The organism is Streptomyces acidicola (genome assembly GCF_009377235.1).
GTDB lineage: Bacteria > Actinomycetota > Actinomycetes > Streptomycetales > Streptomycetaceae > Streptomyces > Streptomyces acidicola.
The window spans coordinates 1-18393 of record NZ_VMNX01000077.1; the positions used below are offsets into that span (position 1 = coordinate 1).

An 18393-nucleotide genomic window follows, 5' to 3' on the forward strand; every position below is an offset into this window, starting at 1 on the left:
GCCCCTGGGATGGGACGGGTAGGGGCGGCGGAGGCGAGGGAAAACCGCAAGGCAGTCGCCGGGCACCCGCAGCTGCCGGGCACCCGTAGCCGCAGGCGCCCGTGGTCGAGCCAGGTCGGTTGCCACAGCCGTTAGGCTGGAGGGCGTGTCAGTCGTCGATGTATCCGAAGAGCTCAAGTCCCTCTCCTCGACCATGGAGTCGATCGAGGCCGTCCTGGACCTCGACAAGCTGAGGGCAGATATCGCCGTGCTCGAGGAGCAGGCGGCCGCGCCGTCCCTGTGGGACAACCCCGATGAGGCGCAGAAGATCACCAGCAAGCTGAGCCACCTCCAGGCGGAGGTGAGGAAGGCCGAGGCCCTCCGCGGTCGCATCGACGACCTCGGTGTCCTCTTCGAGATGGCCGAGGAGGAGGACGACCCGGACACCCGTGCCGAGGCCGAGTCCGAGCTCGCCGCCGTCAAGAAGGCCCTGGACGAGATGGAAGTCCGGACGCTGCTCAGCGGGGAGTACGACGCCCGTGAGGCGCTCGTCAACATCCGTGCGGAGGCCGGCGGGGTCGACGCCGCCGACTTCGCGGAGAAGCTCCAGCGGATGTACCTGCGCTGGGCCGAGCAGCACGGCTACAAGACCGAGATCTACGAGACGTCGTACGCGGAGGAGGCGGGCATCAAGTCCACCACCTTCGCCGTGCAGATCCCGTACGCCTACGGCACCCTCTCCGTCGAGCAGGGCACCCACCGGCTCGTCCGCATCTCTCCGTTCGACAACCAGGGGCGGCGGCAGACCTCCTTCGCGGGCGTGGAGGTGCTGCCCGTCGTCGAGCAGTCCGACCACGTCGAGATCGACGAGAGCGAGCTGCGCATCGACGTCTACCGGTCCTCCGGACCCGGCGGCCAGGGCGTCAACACCACCGACTCCGCCGTGCGGATCACCCACCTCCCCACCGGCATCGTCGTCTCCTGCCAGAACGAGCGGTCGCAGATCCAGAACAAGGCCACAGCCATGAACGTGCTGCAGGCCAAGCTGCTGGAGCGGCGCCGCCAGGAGGAGCAGGCCAAGATGGACGCCCTGAAGGGCGACGGCGGCAACTCCTGGGGCAACCAGATGCGTTCGTACGTCCTGCACCCGTACCAGATGGTCAAGGACCTGCGCACGGAGCACGAAGTCGGCAACCCGGAGGCCGTGTTCAACGGTGAGATCGACGGCTTCCTGGAGGCCGGCATTCGCTGGCGCAAGCAGCAGGAGAAGTAGCGTCGCATGCGCGCCTGACGCGCGAGCGTTTTATCGACATGGCAACTGCCGCCCATCGGGCGGCAGTTGCCTTTTCTGTGCGGGATGTCTGGGTTTTACGTCACGCTCACATCTCTAGTTCAGGTTCAAATGCGACTGAAGTGGATATTGCGCGCGCAACGGCCTTGACGTTGCCATGAAAACTCGGAAGGGTGAAGCGTGGCATGCGTATCTCTGGGGCGCATGTGACGCGGGGGGCTGAAGTGAACAAGCTACCCCTGACGCCGTGGCCCTGAACGCTGCTCTATTGACGATGAGCTACTGGGGGTAGCAGACACATGACCAAGAAGACGCGGATCCGCCTGGCGCGGGTTGCCGCCGGTGCCGTGATCGCTGCCGGCGCCTCGATGACCGCCGCCGGTGCGGCGTCCGCCAGCGAGACCGAGGACTGCCTGCTCGGGCTCGGGCTCCTCTGCAGCGACGCCCCGACAACCCCGCCGGCGCCGGAGCCCACCGCGACGGGTATCCCGGAGGACCCGGCGGAGCCGTCGGTGCCGCCGATCACGGAAGAGCCCACCGAGGAGCCGACCGAGCCCACCGAGGAGCCCACGGACCCGGGCAACGGGAACGGGAATGGCAACGGGAACGGGAACGGCAACGGAAACGGCAACGGAAACGGCAACGGCCAGGGTGAGAACGGGGGCGGCGGCAACAACACCGACCCCAAGGGCGGCAGCGGTAACGACGCCGTCACCCAGGAGGAGGGTTCCTCCTCCCTGACCGACACCGGTTCGAGCGTCCCCGCCGGGACCAACACCGCGGCTCAGGGTGGTGACGAGCTCGCTGAGACCGGTGCTGCCGAGACCACGTTCCTGCTGGTCGGGGCCGCCACGATGATTGCCGGCGGCATCGGCTTCCGCCTGCTTCCCCGCATGATGGGCGGCCGCGGCGGCGCCGCTGCCTGAGCCTGACGGCTCACCGCACATCGCGGTACGCACGACAAGGGCCCGGAGCGACTCGCTCCGGGCCCTTCCGCGTGCCCTGCTGTTTTCTCCGTGCTCTCCGGTGTCCTACACCGTCTGGTGCGCCAGCAGCGCCACCGCCGCGATCAGCACGGCGAGCAACGCGATCAGCGCCATCGGGTTCAGCCCAGCGAAGGGGCCCTCCTGCTGCAGCCGCTCACGGCTCGCGCGGCAGACGGGGCAGCGGCCCTCGCTCACGGGCGCCGCGCAGCTCGCGCACACCAACCGGTCGTACGTCATGCGCCTCGCCCTCCTCGCACACTTCCACTCCGCGCATTCACTCACTCAACGCTTCGGGGAAGTCAACGGTTCCCCTCCCCACTGTGCCAGGTTCCTCCGGAAAGAGCGCGGGGTCCCTGCGGGGCTTGGCCAGTGCGCTCGGAGGGGGGCTGTTTTATGTCGTTTTGCGGCTTCGGGTTTTCTGTGGTGGCTCGCGCCCGCGCGGCGGAGCTGCATATCGAGACAGGTTGCCCCTTGCGGGACTGCGCCTCTTGCGGCACTGAGAACCCTGTACCCACACACAAAAGTGCACAACCCCCACGCAACCCCCACCCGTGAATGGGCTTGAGCGCCGGGTTCGCGTATGGTCACGCTCATCTACCCCCGGCGACCCGTGGTGCATCCGTGATCCGATTCGACAATGTCTCCAAGGTCTATCCCAAGCAGACCCGCCCCGCCCTCAGGGACGTCTCCCTGGAGGTCGAGAGGGGTGAGTTCGTGTTCCTTGTGGGGTCCTCCGGCTCCGGAAAGTCCACCTTCCTGCGGCTGGTCCTCCGCGAGGAGCGCACCAGCCACGGCCAGGTGCACGTCCTGGGCAAGGACCTCGCCCGGCTGTCCAACTGGAAGGTGCCGCAGATGCGCCGCCAGCTGGGAACGGTGTTCCAGGACTTCCGGCTGCTGCCGAACAAGACGGTCGGTGAGAACGTCGCGTTCGCGCAGGAGGTGATCGGCAAGTCGCGCGGTGAGATCCGCAAGTCCGTGCCGCAGGTGCTCGACCTCGTCGGGCTCGGCGGCAAGGAGGACCGGATGCCCGGTGAGCTGTCCGGTGGTGAGCAGCAGCGCGTGGCCATCGCGCGGGCTTTCGTCAACCGGCCGAAGCTGCTGATCGCCGACGAGCCGACCGGCAACCTCGACCCGCAGACCTCCGTGGGCATCATGAAGCTGCTCGACCGGATCAACCGGACCGGTACGACCGTGGTGATGGCGACCCACGACCAGAACATCGTGGACCAGATGCGCAAGCGCGTCATCGAGCTGGAGAAGGGCATCCTCGTCCGCGACCAGGCGCGCGGCGTCTACGGCTACCAGCACTGATCCACCGTCCCCGGAAAGGCCGGAAGAAGACGCCATGCGCGCCCAGTTCGTTCTCTCGGAGATCGGTGTAGGTCTCCGCCGCAATCTGACGATGACGTTCGCGGTCATTGTCTCCGTCGGCCTCTCCCTGGCCCTGTTCGGCGGCTCGCTCCTGATGAGCGACCAGGTCAACCAGATGAAGGGCTACTGGTACGACAAGGTCAACGTCTCGATCTTCCTCTGCAACAAGAGCGACGCGGAGTCCGACCCCAACTGCGCCAAGGGTGCCGTCACCACGGAGCAGAAGGACCAGATCAAGTCGGATCTGGGCAAGATGAACGTCGTCGACAACGTGCTGTACGAGTCGCAGGACCAGGCCTACAAGCACTACAAGGACCAGTTCGGCGACTCCCCGCTGGCCAGCAGCCTCACCCCGGACCAGATGCAGCAGTCGTACCGGATCAAGTTGAAGGACCCGGAGAAGTACCAGGTCATCGCAAGTGCCTTCAACGGCCGGGCCGGTGTGCAGTCCGTTCAGGACCAGAAGGGCATTCTGGACAACCTGTTCACGTTGCTCAGCTACCTCAACTGGGCGGCGCGCGGCGTGATGTTCGTCATGCTCGTCGTGGCGCTGCTGCTGATCGTCAACACGGTGCGCGTCTCGGCGTTCAGCCGCCGTCGCGAGACCGGGATCATGCGGCTGGTGGGCGCCTCCGGGTTCTACATCCAGGCGCCGTTCATCATGGAGGCCGCGGTCGCCGGGCTCATCGGCGGCACCATCGCCTGCTCGTTCCTCGTGCTCGGGCAGTACTTCGTGATCGACAACGGCGTGGCCCTGTCGGAGAAGCTCCAACTCATCAATTTCGTCGGCTGGGACGCGGTGCTGACCAAGCTGCCGCTCATCCTCGCGGCAAGCTTCCTGATGCCCGCGCTTGCCGCGTTCTTCGCGCTGCGCAAGTACCTGAAGGTGTGACGCACGCCAAGAGGGCCGTACGGTCAACCGGCCGTACGGCCCTTCGTGTTGTCCTAGACTCACCGGCATGTCAGGCCAAGACACGTTCTGTCCGCCCCGCCGCATCCGCCGCGGGGTGGCCCTGACATTCGTCTTCGCGAGCGTCCTCGCGACGGGTGCCGCGACCGGCTCGTTCGGTGCCTCCGGCGAGCAGGGCGGCCAGGACCGCGAGTCGGCCGCAGCCTCCGGTGCCACGCCCGAGGGGCACCGTGAGTACGTCGCCAAGGCCGCGGCCGAGGCCATGGCCGACGGCGAGTCCCCCGTGGAGGCCGCCGAGCGCGCCGTCAGCCGCAGCGGGGACCGCTGGGGTGCGGTGTACTCCGAGGGCGAGTTCGAGGAGTTCGAGGAGGCACTCGACGGCGCGTACACCGGTGTCGGGCTGTGGGCCCGGCGCGAGACCGACGGCCGGATCGAGATCACCCGCGTCCGGGACGGCTCGCCCGCCGCAGACGCCGGCATCCGCAAGGGCGACCGGCTGCGCAGCGTCGACGGTGAGGAGATCGACGGCCGGCCCGTCACCGAGGTCCTCTCGTTGCTGCGCGGCGACGACGAGGACGCCTCCGCCGGCACGACGGTCTCCCTGGGTCTGGAGCGCGGCACGCGCGCGTGGAGCGAGACCCTGCGCCGGGCCCGCCTCTCCACGGACCCGGTGACCGTCCGCAGGCTCACCCACGGGGTCACCGTCATCAAGGTCGCCGCCTTCACCCGGGGCTCGGGCGACCGCGTACGCACCGCCCTCGGACAGGCGCCCGGCGACGCCCGGATCGTCCTCGACCTGCGCGGCAACTCCGGCGGACTGGTCACCGAGGCCGTCACCACCGCCTCCGCCTTCCTCGACGGCGGCCTGGTCGCCACGTACGACGTGAACGGCGCCCAGCGCGCCCTGCACGCCGATCCGGGCGGCGACACCACGAGACCCCTGGTCGCGCTCGTCGACGGCGGCACGATGAGCGCGGCCGAGCTCCTCACCGGCGCCCTCCAGGACCGCGGCCGCGCGGTCGTCGTGGGCTCCCGCACCTTCGGCAAGGGCTCGGTCCAGATGCCGAGCCGTCTCCCCGACGGCTCCGTCGCCGAACTGACCGTCGGCCACTACCGCACCCCCTCCGGCCGCGGCGTCGACGGCCAGGGCCTCACCCCCGACCTGGAGGCCGACGAGGGAGCCCTGGAGCGCGCGGAGACGGTACTGAGCGGGCTGGGGCAGTAGCCCGCTCCTGTTCCCGCCCCCCTTCGCCGCCCCGTTAATGCGCTTCCCGTATACCCCCTCCGTAGTGCGAAAATGGACGGCACTATGAGCAAGGGAATGTACGTACCCAAGGAGTCCCAGCCCAAGAAGGGCGGGACGGCCGCCAAGGCCCAGGACGGCGAGAAGGGCGGCAAGCGCAGGATCGTCGCGCAGAACAAGAAGGCCCGGCACGACTACGCGATCATCGACACCTACGAGGCCGGGCTCGTGCTCACCGGCACTGAGGTCAAGTCGCTGCGTCAGGGGCGGACCTCGCTGGCCGACGGCTTCGTCCAGATCGACAGGGGTGAGGCGTGGCTGCACAACGCCCACATCCCCGAGTACGCCCAGGGCACCTGGACCAACCACTCCGCGCGCCGCAAGCGCAAGCTGCTGCTGCACCGCGAGGAGATCGACAAGCTGGAGTCCAAGTCCCAGGAGACGGGTCACACGATCGTGCCCCTCGCCGTGTACTTCAAGGATGGCCGGGCGAAGGCCGAGATCGCGCTCGCGCGAGGCAAGAAGGAGTACGACAAGCGCCAGACCCTGCGAGAGCAGCAGGACCGGCGCGAGTCGGACCGGGCGATCGCGGCGGCGAAGCGGAAGCAGCGCGGCCAGTAGGGCGAGGGCGCCGGGAATGCGGTGGCATCGCCGTGCGCTGTTCACGTACGATGGCATCGCACCTCACAGAGGGTGCGCGCCCCTCTCCGGAGGGATTGAAAAAACAACATGGGGATGATCGGTTTCGACAGCGGATGTCGAAGCAGGGGAAGCGTGTCGAGGAAGCGGCCATGATCTCGTAAACCACAGGCCGAAAAAAATAATCGCCACTGTTAAGAGCGATTCTCCCAAGGCGACGCAGTTCGCCCTCGCTGCCTGATCAGGTAGCTAGGCAACTGCCCCTTACTTAAGGGAGTGTCAGCCCGGGGCTGTTCCCGACCCGGATCCTGGCATCAGCTAGGGGACTAAACCTTGATCCCGGTCACGGGGTGAAGAGGGAAACCAAACAGTGACTGGGCCCGTCGGCGACTTGTTCGCGTGATCGCCGGGGCCGAGAAAATCACAGCGAACTGCACACGGAGAAGCCCTGGTTCCGCACCGTTGGACGCGGGTTCGATTCCCGCCATCTCCACACGATCGGGAGGTCCCCGGACCTCCTCACCCATGTGGGTGAAGGCCCCGCTGCTTTCGAGCAGCGGGGCCTTCGTCATGTCTAGCCTGTGATCCGTGACGCACCGGACGGGTGCGTCCTCCCTTCACTCCGGGCCCCCCTCGTCGGGGCCCGGCCCGACGAGAGCGGTCCCGGGACCTGGTGACGGCCGCCTCACGTCGAAGGGAGGACGCCCTCAGATGGGCTGTCACGAGGAGCAGAAACCGACTTTCGTTATGCGGCTGATCCGACTCCTACCGGAGCGGGCGTCGAAGCACGCGAGGAGGTGGCTGCTCTGGTGGCTCAGCAGGTAGCCGGATGTCCCCGTACCAGGTGGGGACATCCGGGAGGCTCCTGTTGAGCCTGGGCCCCCGCGCGGAGTTACCGCTCCGGTGCGGGGGCCCACCTTTTGTGGTGGGCCAGGAGGTAACCGGATGTCCCCACAAGGCCTGGGGACGTCCGACATGTTCCCGGTGAGCCCGGGCCTCCGCCTGGATTTGTTGGATCCGGGGCGGCGGCCCTCTTCTCTGGTGGCTCAGCAGCTAGCCGGTTGTCCCCCTACTCGGTGGGGACATTCGACAAGCTCCTGTTGAGCTCGAGCCTCCGCCTGGGTACTGCATCACCCGCCCAATGCGGCGCCCTCCTCGCGACCCAGTACAGCACACAGCCCACCTCCACGGCACTACACACCAGCCACTCATCACGCGAGCGAGCGACAAGCCGTACTGGCTCTCTCCGTAAGCCTGGGCGGCAGCAGCGTCGCCTCCGGCACCCCCGCGCCGCCCAGCTTCCTCATCAGCAGCTCCACCGCCCCCGCGCCCACCTCCGCCGACGGCACGTCCACGGAGGTGACCGGGAGGCGGGTGCGGGCGGCCAGTTCGGCGGGAGCGATGGCCGTCACCGACAGATCGCCGGGCACCCGCAGTCCGAGGCTCTCGAACGCGTCGATCAGGGGTTCCAGGAGGGGCTCGTTGTGGACGACGACTCCGGTCAGGGCCGGTCGTTCCCGCAGGAGTTGCTCGGCGACCAGGCGGGCCGCCGCGGGTGTCGCCTCGCACGGGTGGACCGAGGACGACAGTCCGTGCCGGGTGGCGGCGGCCGTGAAGCCCTGGACCACGCGCTGCGCGAACCCGGTCTCGCGCACATACACCTCGGGCGGCGACCCGACCAGGGCCACCACCCGGTGCCCGAGCCGCACCAGATGCTCCACGCACACCTCGCCCGCCGCCTTGAAGTCGAGGTCGATGCAGGTCAGCCCGTCGGGCTCGGCGGGGAAACCGATCAGTACCGAGGGTCTGTCCAGGGCGCGCAGCAGGGGCAGCCGGGGGTCGTGGAGCTGGACGTCCATCACGATCAGCGCGTCCACCAGGGCCGTCTCCGCGACCCGCCGCAGCCCGTCCCCGCCCTCCTCCTGCGTCAGCAGCAGCACATCGTGGTCGTGCCCGCGGGCGCTGGTCACCACCGACACCGCGAACTGCATCACCACCGGCACATGGATACCGGCCCGCAGCGGCACCACCAGCGCCAGCACGTTCGATCTGCTGCTGGCCAGGGAGCGCGCGCCCGCGTGCGGACGGTAGCCCAGCACACGGATGGCCTCCTGGACGCGCAGCCGGGTCTCCTCGGAGATCGGGCGCTTGCCGCTGAGCGCGTAACTGACGGTGCTGGGGGAGACCCCGGCGTGCCGTGCCACGTCAGTGATCTTCACCATCACTCGGAACCCCTTGTCACTCGGACTCCCCTCTCAGCTCCAGGGTCAGGAATCCGCTCCCTGTCCCGGCTCGTACCTCGCGCCCGCCCGCCGCGAGTCCCCAGGGCGCCGTCGGAGCGCTGCACGAGGCCCGCAGGGTGTCACCCTCGCGGACCACGGTGTACGTCACGTCCCCGACCGGCACGGTCACCTGGTCCCCGCGCTCCAGTCCGTACGCGCGCAGGGTGACCCCGTCGGCGTACGTATAGTCGGGCCGGTCGTCCACCGCGCCCACCGGGATCACCGCCCCCGGCCGGACGAGGAGCGGCACGCTGGTGAAGCCGTGGCGCTCGCGCACCCAGCGCGGTCCGGTCACCGTGCGGCCGCTCAGGAAGTGCGTCCAGGTGCCCTCGGGCACGTAGTAGGAGACGTCCCCCTCGTCGCTGAACACCGGCGCGACCAGCAGATCCGGGCCGAGCATGTACTGCCGTTCCAGGTGCGCGCACCCGGGATCGTCGGGGAACTCCAGCACCATCGCCCGCATCATCGGCACGCCCTCGCTGTGCGCGGTGCGCGCGGCCTCGTACAGGTACGGCATGAGGCGCAGCTTCAGCCGGGTGAACTCCCGCAGCACGTCCACGGACTCCTCGTCGAACAGCCACGGCACGCGGTACGACGACGAGCCGTGCAGCCGGCTGTGCGAGGACAGCAGCCCGAAGGCCAGCCACCGTTTGAACAGGGCCGGGGTCGGGGTGCCCTCGAAGCCGCCGATGTCGTGGCTCCAGAAGCCGAAGCCCGACAGCCCCAGCGACAGCCCGCCCCGCAGCGACTCGGCCATCGCCTCGTACGTCGACTCGCAGTCCCCGCCCCAGTGCACGGGGAACCGCTGGCTGCCCGCCGTCGCCGAGCGGGCGAAGACGACGGCCTCCTCCTCGCCGCGGTGTTTGCGCAGCACGTCGAAGACGGTGCGGTTGTAGAGGTACGCGTAGTAGTTGTGCATCCGCTCCGGGTCGGAGCCGTCCGCGTACGCCACGTCGACGGGCACCCGTTCGCCGAAGTCCGTCTTGAAGCAGTCGACGCCCTGCGCGAGCAGTGCCTCCAGCTTCGAGGCGTACCAGTCGCGGGCCGCCGGGCTGGTGAAGTCGACGAGCGCCATGCCCGGCTGCCACAGGTCCCACTGCCAGACACTCCCGTCCGGCCTCCGCAGCAGATGCCCCAGGGCCCTTCCCTCCGCGAACAGCGGGGAGCGCTGGGCGATGTACGGGTTGATCCACACACAGACCCGGGGCCCCCTCGCCTTGAGCCGGGCCAGCATGCCCTCCGGGTCCGGGAACACCCGTGGGTCCCACCGGAAGTCGCACCAGTTGAACTCGCGCATCCAGAAGCAGTCGAAGTGGAAGACGGAGAGGGGGAGTTCGCGCTGCCGCATGCCCTCGATGAAGGAGGTCACCGTCTCCTCGTCGTACGAGGTCGTGAACGACGTCGACAGCCACAGCCCGAACGACCAGGCGGGCGGGAGCGCCGGGCGGCCGGTGAGCGCGGTGTACTTGCGGAGGATCTCCTTCGGTGTCGGGCCGTAGATGACGTAGTACGTCAACTGCTGGCTCTCCACGCTGAACTGGACCCGCGACACCGCCTCCGAACCGACCTCGAAGGAGACCTTGCCGGGGTGGTCGACGAAGACGCCGTAGCCCGCGTCGGTCAGGTAGAAGGGCACGTTCTTGTACGCCTGCTCGGTCGCCGTGCCGCCGTCGGCGTTCCAGATGTCGACGACCTGGCCGTTCTTGACGAGCGGGCCGAAGCGTTCGCCGAGCCCGTACACCGACGTCCCGACTCCCAGACCCAGTTGCTCGCGCAGATAGTGGGCGCCCGTCGCGTCGCGCATGATGCCCATGGCCTTGGTGCCGCTGGTGGTGAGGGTGCGGCCGTGGGCGAGGAAGTCGATCCCCCAGGGGCCGGTGAGGGCGACCCGGACGGAGAGGGCGCCCGAGGTGAGGGTCGCGTGGTCGTCGTCGTACGACGTCTGCGCGGCGCTGTGCCGTTCCGGGGGACCTCCCTCGGAGCGCCGGACCTCACCGGCCACCTCGAAGTGGGGGCCGCGCGGCTCCTCCCCCTCGAAGTGGGTGAACGTGACGCCGATGACGTCGGGCATCGGCGCCTGCGCGCTGATCGTCACGACCGGTCCCTTCAGCAGGTCGCCGCGGTGGCGGACGGGATGGGTCGGCGCGTGGAGCTCCAGTGTCCCCGGCCCCTCCGTGACGTCGAGGACCTCGCGCGGACAGTCCGCGGTGACGCCCTCGCGCAGCAGCCAGTAGCCGTCGGTGAACTTCACACCCCACACCCCTTCATCACTTGACCGCGCCCACGGCGATACCGCGGGTGAGAGTGCGCTGGAAGACGAGGAAGAAGACGATCGCGGGCAGCACGCCCAGGAGCGCCGCCGCGTTGGTCATGGTGGCGTCCATCAGTCGCTGGCCCTGGAGGACGCCGAGGGCCACCGACACCGTCTGGTTGTCGTTGGAGATCAGCATGACGAGGGGGAGCAGGAACTCGTTCCAGGTCCAGATGAAGAAGAACACCAGCAGCACGCCGAGGGTTGGCCGGCTGACCGGGACGACGATCCGCCACAGCACCTGCCACCGGTTCGCCCCGTCGATGCGGGCCGCCTCGATGATCTCGCGCGGGAAGCGGCCCAGGACGGCGGAGAGCAGGTAGGTGCCGAAGGCGGCCTGGATGACCGTGAAGACGATGATCACGCTGAGCCGGGTGTCGTACAGGCCGGCTTCCTTGCTCAGGTAGTAGACCGGGTAGACCAGCGCCTCCTGCGGCAGCACGTTGGCGAGGACGAAGAAGGCCAGTACCCAGGTGCGGCCCCTGATCCTGCCGATGCCGATCGCGTACGCGTTGAGGACGGAGAGCACGACGGCACCCGCCGCCACCGCGCCGCTGATCAGGAACGAGTTGATGAGTTTCTGCCCGAAGTCGACGCGTTCCCAGAAGCTCTTCAGGCCGTCGAGGTAGAGGCCGTCGGGGAGGCTGAGCGGTCCGTCGGCCGAGTACTCGGCGGGCGACTTCACGGCGTTGACCGCGACGATCAGGAACGGCACGACCATGAAGAGCGCGGCGATGACCAGGGCCAGGAGCACCGGATAGCGGCTTACGGCGGTGCGTACGGTGCGTACGGTGCGGCCGGTGCGTGCAGTGCGTACGGATGTCGTCATGTGCGGAGCCCTTCCTCCGCGTCCTCGGCCCGCGTCTGGAGCCGGAGCCCGACCAGCGCCAGCCCCAGGACGAGCACGGTGAGCACAGTGGAGATCGCGGCGCCGTAGCCCACCTGGGTCTTCTCGAAGAACGTGGTGAAGGAGAAGTAGGAGGGGACGTCGGTCGCGCCGCCCGGACCCCCCTTGGTCAGCACGTACACGGCGCCGAAGACCTTCAACGCGGCGATCGTGCACCACGTCAGGACGACGTGGATCTCCGGGCGGATCTGCGGGAGCGTGATGTGCCGGAAGCGGCGCCACCAGCCCGCGCCGTCCAGCTCGGCGGCCTCGTACAGCTGCGGATCGACGCGTTGCAGGCCCGCCATGAAGACGACGAGCGGGAAACCGATCTGCACCCACACCATCACGCCCATGACGCTGTAGAGGGCGAGGTCGGGGTCGCCGAGCCAGTCCTGCTGCCAGGAGCCGAGGCCGACGGCCTTCAGCAGTTCGTTGAGGGAGCCGTTGTCCGGCGCGAGGATCCAGCTCCACACGATGCCCGCGACCGCGATCGGCAGCACCTGCGGAAGGTAGAAGCAGGCACGCAGCACCGCGGCCGTCCGGCTGCCGAAGTGCTTGCCGACGAAGTCGAACAGCGCCGCGGCCAGCACGAGCCCGATCGCGGTCGGTACCACCGCCATGGCGACCACCATGAACAGGCTGTGCCGGAACGACGCCCAGAAGGCGGAGTCGTCCATCAGCTCCCGGTAGTTGGCGAGCCCGGACCAGTCGGGCGAACCCACGCCCTGCCAGTCGGTGAAGCTCACCCCGGTGTTCATCAGGAACGGCACGACCACGACGGCCAGGAAGGCGAGGACGCCCGGCAGCAGGAACAGGGCGTACGAGTCACGGATACGGATACGAGTGCGGATACGGGGGCGGCGCGGGCCGCCGTGCCGATGCCTGCCGGCGGCCCGCGCACCCTGTTCGACGGTCACCGTCATCGCTTCGGCGCACCCTTGTCGTACGCGTCCTGCAAGGCGTCCAGATACGCGTCCGGCTCGGCGTCGCCCGTGATCAGCTTCTGGGTCTCGGAGACGAGGACGTTGTAGAAGTCGGGGACGGGCCAGTCGGGGTAGAAGGCCAGTCCGTCCTTCTCGGACAGGGAGTTGAAGTCGGCGATCAGCTGCTTGGCCTGGGGGTCGGTGATGGCGGCAGGGTCGGCGGCCACCGGGACACCGCCCTTGTTGCCCAGCAGGTTCTGGATCTTCTCCGACATGGTGATGTCGATGAAGTCGTACGCGAGGTCCTTGTTCTTCGCCGCCTTGGGGACCACCCAGAGGTTGCCGCCGGAGCCGAGGGTGAGGTTCGTGTCCGGCCAGAGGAAGGTGCCCCAGTCGAACTTCGCCTCCGCCTTGAAGCGGCCGTACCACCAGCTGCCGGAGAACAGGATCGGCGACTTGCCGGAGATGAAGGAGACCGCCGCGTCCTCGACCTTCGCGCCGATGGTGCTCTTCGCGAGGTAGCCCTTGTCCACCCAGTCGGCGAAGGTCTCCGCGCCGTAGGTCCAGGCGGCGTCGTGGAAGTCGGTCCTGCCCTTGTAGAGCTCGTAGGTGTCGACCCAGGCGCGGTCGGCCTTGCTGAGGGCCAGCTGGTAGAGGTACTGCTGGGCGATGTACTCGGCACCCGCGTTGGCCAGCGGGGTGACGCCCTCGTCGACGAACTTGTCCATGGCGGCAATGAGTTCGCCGAACGTGGTGGGCTCTTCGATGCCGTACTTCTTGAACAGGTCCTTGTTGTAGTAGACCAGCGTGTACTCGGCGTAGTTGGGCACTCCGTACCACTTGCCGGAGCCCATGACCCCGCCCGCGTCGTACTGGCTGGTGGTGCGGACGCCCGCGCTGAGCTTCTTGTCCCAGCCGCGCTCCGTGACCTCCGCGGTGAGGTCGGTGAGGAGGCCCTGCTGGGACAGCTTTCCCGCCGTCGCGTTGCCCTTGTTGTACTCCATGAGATCGGGTGCGTCGGAGGAGTTGAGGACCATCGGGGCGGTCTTCTGGATCTGTTCGAAGCCCTTCTCCTCGAACTTCACCTTCACGCCCGGGTGCGTCTTCTCGAACTCCTCGATGGCCGCCTCCCAGGCGACGCCCATCGCGCTCTCGGGGCCTTCGTAGTGCCACAGCCGGAGTGTCTTGCCGTCTCCGGAGCCGCCGTCGGAGCCACCGCAGGAGGCCAGCAGCAGGACTCCGCTCATCGCCGCCGCGGCCAACGCCGCCGTACGCCTTCGTGCCGTCAACATCCTGTGCCTCCAGGGGAGTCGGATGGGTATCGGGGGCGTCACGCAGCGAGTGCCGAGTCGTCGAGTGTCGGGTGTCGAGTGTCGGGTGTCAGGTGTCGGGAGTCAGTGTCGGTCGGCGTAGTCGAATCGTTTCGATGCGTGACGTCGAAGCGCTTCGACGGGGGAAGGTATGTGGGTGCTGTGGGCGCGTCAATGGGGCGGGCGGAATTGGGTGGCCTTGGCAGGGGCACAGGGCTGTGACATATGCGGCTCCTTACGGCTCCGTCCCGGGGAGCGATCGGCCGCTGACGGCCCGCAGTAGAAAGAACCGCGTGTCCGCGGCGGCGCGCCGACGGCTCCCGCACCTATGGTGGTTCGTATTGGTGTTCGGCTGGTAGGAGGGGGTTTGCCCATGTCCGTCACGACCACCCGAAGCGCCCCGCGGGCGCCCGTCGTCGCGGGTGGGCCTCTGCTGGGCTCACTCGCCGACCTGTTGCGCGATCCGCTGGCGACGTATCTGCGGGCCCGGCGCGAGTGCGGCGACGTGGTGCGGTTCCGGCTCGGGCCGCCGGGGCTGGGGCGGGAGATCCACGGAGTGTTCTCCCCGGAGGGCGTGCAGCGCGTGCTGGCCACGGAGGCTTCCGGTTACCGCAAGGACACGCCCTTCTACCAGGAGGTGCGGGAACAGATCGGCAACGGCCTGCTCACCAGCCAGGACGCCGACTACCTCCGCCAGCGCCGGCTCGTGCAGCCGCTGTTCACCCGCCACCGGGTGAACGGTTACGCGGAGGAGGTCGCCGACGAGGCCGCCGCGCTCGCCGAGTCCTGGCGTACGGCGCCCGGCGGGAGCGTCGAACTGGTCGGTGAGATGCGCCGGTTCGCCTTACAAGTGGTCGGCCGCATCCTCTTCGGCACGGACACGGAGGAGGCGGTCGCCGTCGTCGAACGGAACCTGCCCCCGCTCCAGACCCTCTCGCTGAAACGGGGCCTGGCGCCCGTCAAGGCTCCGCGTACGTGGCCGACTCCGGCCAACCGGCGGGCGGCGCGGTACCGGGCCGAGTTGTTCGGGCTGTGCGACAGGATCATCGAGAGCCGGCGGGACGGGGGAACCCGAGCGGAGGGCTCCGGCGAGGACCTCGCGACGCTCCTCGTGCGGGCCGAAACCGCTGAGGACGGCCGCTTCGGTCAGACCGAACTCCGCGAACAGGTGCTGGTCTTCCTGCTCGCCGGTCACGAGACCACCGCGACCGCGCTCGCCTTCGCGCTGCACCTCCTCGCCCGGCATCCCGAGGAGCGGCGGCGGGCGCGGGACGAGGTCGACCGTGTGCTCGGGGGGCCCGGCGGGCGGGCGCCCACGGCGGAGGACATGGAGGCGCTGCCCTATCTGACGATGGTCGTGAAGGAGGCGATGCGGCTGTATCCGTCCGCGCCGATCATCGGGCGCCGGGCGGGCGTCGGCACGGAGATCGACGGCGTACGGATTCCGGCCGGTGCCGATGTCCTGGTCAGTCCGTGGGTGACCCATCGCCACCCCGACCACTGGGCCGACCCGGAGCGCTTCGACCCCGAGCGGTTCACACCGGAGGCGGAGGCGGTACGTCCGCGTTACGCCTGGTTCCCGTTCGGCGGGGGTCCGCGGGCCTGCATAGGGCAGCACCTGTCGATGCTGGAGTCGGTCCTGGCGCTTGCGGTTCTCCTCCAGACGTACGACTTCGACGGGGCCGAGGGCGGTGATGTGCCGCTGGGTGCGGCGATCACGTTGATCGCGAAGGGGCCGGCGTGGTGCCGGGTCACGGCGCGGGTGGGGTGATGCGGCGGGTGGGCTGACGGGGCGCGGGTTTTGAGTCACTGCCCCCGTGCTCGACCCCGGACCGGACCGGACGGCACCGGCCCGAGGTCGGCCCGGACCGGGCGCAGGGTCAGGGCTTGCGCCCCACCCCGCAGTAGGCGTCGACGGCAGCGGCAGGATCGGCTGAACCAGAGGACTCGGGGCGCCACTCGGGTACCTGGACGATGCCGGGGTCCACCAGTTCGAGACCGTCGAAGAACCCGGCTATCTCCCCGATGCTGCGCACGTAGTACGGCACCGCGCCGCTCGCGTTGTACGCCTCCGAGGCGGCGATCATGCCCTCGCTGGTGGCCGTGCTGTCGCTGATCACCAGGTGGCTTCCTGATGGGAGGCCGGCCATCAGCCGCCGCACCAGTTCGCGCGCCTCGTCGTAGTCGGCGACATGGCCCAGCGTGTTGAGGATCATCAGGGCGACCGGCTGGGTGAGGTCGAGTGTGTCCGCGGCGGCTTCGAGAACGGCCTCGGGTTCGTACAGGTTGGCGTCCAGGTAGGTGGTCCGGCCCTCGGGTGTACTGGTGAGCAGGGCCTTCGCGTGGGCCAGCACGATGGGGTCGTTGTCGACGTACACGATCCGGGCGTCCGGCGCCACGCGCTGGGCGACCTCGTGCGTGTTGTCGGCGGTCGGCAGGCCGGTGCCGACGTCCAGGAACTGCCGGATGCCCGGCTCCCCGGCCAGGTGGCGGACGGCGCGCCCCAGGAAGTGCCGGCTGGTGACCGCCACGTCGACGAGGCCGGGGAAGATCTCCTTGATGTGGTCCCCGATCTCCCGGTCGACCTCGTAGTTGTCCTTGCCGCCGACGAAGTAGTTCCAGAAGCGGGCCGAGTGCGGCTTGGAGGTGTCGATCCTGGTCCGTGTCTCGGCGGCGGTGATCAGGCGATTGGGGTCTGACACGGCAGGGCCTCCTGCGGATCGGTGTTGGTGATCAGAGCACCCACCAACCTAGGCCAACTCGCCATTGGGGCACGTGTGTTGCAGAGGTTTGTGGCTCACGCACCGTGGGGTTTTGGCCATCGATCCTCACCTGCGAGGGGCACGAGGGGCACGAGGGGCACGAGGTCGGACGAGTACGGCGATCAGTACGGCCGTCAACGACGCCGCCACCGGTACCCAGTAGCCCGCGGTCGCGGACACCTGCTCCGTCACCCGGCCCCCGACCGCCGCACCACACGCGATCCCGCCCAGGAGCCCTGTCACCGCCAGGGTCATGCCCTCGTTCAGGCGGCCCTCGGGTGTGCGCTGCTGGACCAGGGTCATCGTGGTGATCATCGTGGGTGCGGTGGCCATACCGGCGAGGAGGAGGGCGACCGCGAGCGCCGTGAGCGAGCCGGTGAGGGTGGCCGCGAGGAGGGGGAGGGTCATCAGCGCCGTCATCGCGGCCACACACCAGGGGAGGCGCCGCGAGGCAGATCCGCCCGGCTTCAGCGCGCCGAACACCAGCCCCGCCGCGCACGAACCGGCCGCCTGCAGGCCGAGGACGACTCCCGCGACCGACTGGCGCCCTTCCGCGTCCGCGAACGCGATCGTGACGACCTCCATCGCCCCGAAGACCGCGCCCATGGCCAGGCAGACTGCCAACAGCGGCCGCATGCCGGCCGCGCGGAGTGGCGAGGACGCCGTGGATGAAGCAGCTGCTGGACGTCGTGACACGGACGCCGGACGTCGTGACGCGGACGCCGGGCGTCCCGGCACGGAAGCCGGGCGTCCCGACGCGGGTGGCTCAGTCGAACGCTGGGCCGCGAAGACCATCACGCCCGTCAGCAGCAGCACGGCGCCCACCAGCGTGCCCGCCTCCGGAAAGACCGCGGTGCACAGGAACGCCGCCAGGATCGGGCCGAGCATGAAGCAGAGTTCGTCCGCGGCCTGTTCGAAGGAGTTCGCGGTGTGCCGGGCCGCCGCGTCGTCCCGCAGCAGATGGGCCCATCGGGCGCGGGACATGCCGCCGGTGTTCGGGGTCGTCGCCGTGGCCGCGTAGCAGAGGAAGAGGGTCCAGTCGGGCGCGCCGTAACGCACGCAGAGCACGAGCGCCATGCTGCACAGGACCGCGGCCACCGTGGCGGGCACGGCCACCCGCGCCTGCCCGTGACGGTCGATCAGCCGCGCCGTCCAGGGGGCCAGAAGTGCCGTCGCGGCCAGCCCCGTCGCCGTCACGGCCCCGGCGAGGGCGTACGAACCACGCGACCCGGCGATCATGACGACCGCGCTCACGCTGAACATGCCCATCGGGAGCCGGGCGAGCAGCCCCCCGACGGTGAAGGCGCGGGTGCCGGGGAGAGCGAAGAGGCGGCGGTACGGGGTCAGCGGGCCGGCCGCTCCGGCGCGGCTCCGGGAGGGACGCTGCCGGCGCGGGCTGAAGTCCGCGGCCACCAACGTGTCGGCGGTGACCGTGAGGAGGGGGCTGCGGGGGCCGTCGGCGGGTGGTTGCGGCATGGGCACCACCGTCGTCCCCCA

15 protein-coding genes and 1 other RNA gene are annotated in these 18393 nt (G+C 69.2%); 8 read left to right on the forward strand and 8 right to left on the reverse strand.

What is annotated here, in order from left to right:
- Nucleotides 1–145 precede the first annotated feature (145 nt).
- Nucleotides 146–1252: a peptide chain release factor 2 gene (gene prfB, locus FPZ41_RS20900; protein ID WP_322620514.1), complete on the forward strand. Its 1107-nt coding sequence runs from the start codon at nt 146–148 to the stop codon at nt 1250–1252.
- Between the two features lie 317 nt (nt 1253–1569).
- On the forward strand, nt 1570–2196 hold the full coding sequence (locus FPZ41_RS20905) for a hypothetical protein (protein WP_152864784.1): 627 nt from the start codon (nt 1570–1572) through the stop codon (nt 2194–2196).
- A gap of 105 nt (nt 2197–2301) precedes the next feature.
- Here the strand turns inward: FPZ41_RS20905 and FPZ41_RS20910 are convergent, their stop codons facing one another.
- A complete protein-coding gene (locus tag FPZ41_RS20910; protein ID WP_131563165.1) occupies nt 2302–2493 on the reverse strand; it encodes a hypothetical protein in 192 nt (63 codons plus the stop codon).
- 384 nt (nt 2494–2877) lie between these two features.
- Here FPZ41_RS20910 and ftsE point away from each other — a divergent pair, with 384 nt between their 5' ends.
- From ftsE to ssrA, 5 genes are all read left to right on the forward strand, one after another.
- Complete coding sequence (ftsE, locus tag FPZ41_RS20915; RefSeq protein WP_322620515.1) at nt 2878–3567, forward strand: cell division ATP-binding protein FtsE; 690 nt, start codon at nt 2878–2880, stop codon at nt 3565–3567.
- Between the two features lie 34 nt (nt 3568–3601).
- Complete coding sequence (gene ftsX, locus FPZ41_RS20920) at nt 3602–4519, forward strand: permease-like cell division protein FtsX (RefSeq protein ID WP_152864788.1); 918 nt, start codon at nt 3602–3604, stop codon at nt 4517–4519.
- A gap of 67 nt (nt 4520–4586) precedes the next feature.
- Nucleotides 4587–5762, forward strand: a complete 1176-nt coding sequence (locus FPZ41_RS20925; RefSeq protein ID WP_152864790.1) for a S41 family peptidase — start codon at nt 4587–4589, stop codon at nt 5760–5762.
- A gap of 96 nt (nt 5763–5858) precedes the next feature.
- Nucleotides 5859–6401, forward strand: coding sequence for an SsrA-binding protein SmpB (gene smpB / locus FPZ41_RS20930; protein WP_152864827.1), 543 nt, complete (start codon nt 5859–5861; stop codon nt 6399–6401).
- Between the two features lie 110 nt (nt 6402–6511).
- Nucleotides 6512–6915, forward strand: a transfer-messenger RNA (tmRNA) gene (gene ssrA, locus FPZ41_RS20935).
- Between the two features lie 715 nt (nt 6916–7630).
- Here ssrA and FPZ41_RS20940 read toward each other — a convergent pair.
- Genes FPZ41_RS20940 through FPZ41_RS20960 form a run of 5 tightly spaced genes read right to left on the reverse strand, consistent with a single transcriptional unit; the run spans nt 7631 to nt 14116 of the window.
- Nucleotides 7631–8641 carry a LacI family DNA-binding transcriptional regulator gene (locus tag FPZ41_RS20940; protein ID WP_152864792.1) on the reverse strand — a complete coding sequence of 337 codons (1011 nt, stop codon included), beginning with the start codon at nt 8639–8641 and terminating at the stop codon, nt 7631–7633.
- 16 nt (nt 8642–8657) lie between these two features.
- On the reverse strand, nt 8658–10952 hold the full coding sequence (gene yicI / locus FPZ41_RS20945) for an alpha-xylosidase (protein ID WP_322620516.1): 2295 nt from the start codon (nt 10950–10952) through the stop codon (nt 8658–8660).
- A gap of 16 nt (nt 10953–10968) precedes the next feature.
- On the reverse strand, nt 10969–11841 hold the full coding sequence (locus FPZ41_RS20950; RefSeq protein WP_152864794.1) for a carbohydrate ABC transporter permease: 873 nt from the start codon (nt 11839–11841) through the stop codon (nt 10969–10971).
- Nucleotides 11838–12824 carry a carbohydrate ABC transporter permease gene (locus tag FPZ41_RS20955; RefSeq protein ID WP_152864796.1) on the reverse strand — a complete coding sequence of 329 codons (987 nt, stop codon included), beginning with the start codon at nt 12822–12824 and terminating at the stop codon, nt 11838–11840. The genes FPZ41_RS20950 and FPZ41_RS20955 overlap by 4 nt, the downstream gene beginning before the upstream one ends.
- Entirely contained in the window at nt 12821–14116 is a 1296-nt protein-coding gene (locus FPZ41_RS20960; protein WP_152864798.1) for an ABC transporter substrate-binding protein, read from the reverse strand. Before FPZ41_RS20960 ends, FPZ41_RS20955 begins: the two co-directional genes overlap by 4 nt.
- A gap of 391 nt (nt 14117–14507) precedes the next feature.
- Here FPZ41_RS20960 and FPZ41_RS20965 point away from each other — a divergent pair, with 391 nt between their 5' ends.
- Complete coding sequence (locus FPZ41_RS20965) at nt 14508–15905, forward strand: cytochrome P450 (protein WP_152864800.1); 1398 nt, start codon at nt 14508–14510, stop codon at nt 15903–15905.
- Nucleotides 15906–16014: 109 nt separating this feature from the next.
- Here FPZ41_RS20965 and FPZ41_RS20970 read toward each other — a convergent pair whose 3' ends face one another.
- Nucleotides 16015–16836 carry an SAM-dependent methyltransferase gene (locus tag FPZ41_RS20970; RefSeq protein ID WP_131563155.1) on the reverse strand — a complete coding sequence of 274 codons (822 nt, stop codon included), beginning with the start codon at nt 16834–16836 and terminating at the stop codon, nt 16015–16017.
- Between the two features lie 126 nt (nt 16837–16962).
- Nucleotides 16963–18372: an MFS transporter gene (locus FPZ41_RS20975; RefSeq protein ID WP_152864802.1), complete on the reverse strand. Its 1410-nt coding sequence runs from the start codon at nt 18370–18372 to the stop codon at nt 16963–16965.
- Nucleotides 18373–18393 lie beyond the last annotated feature (21 nt).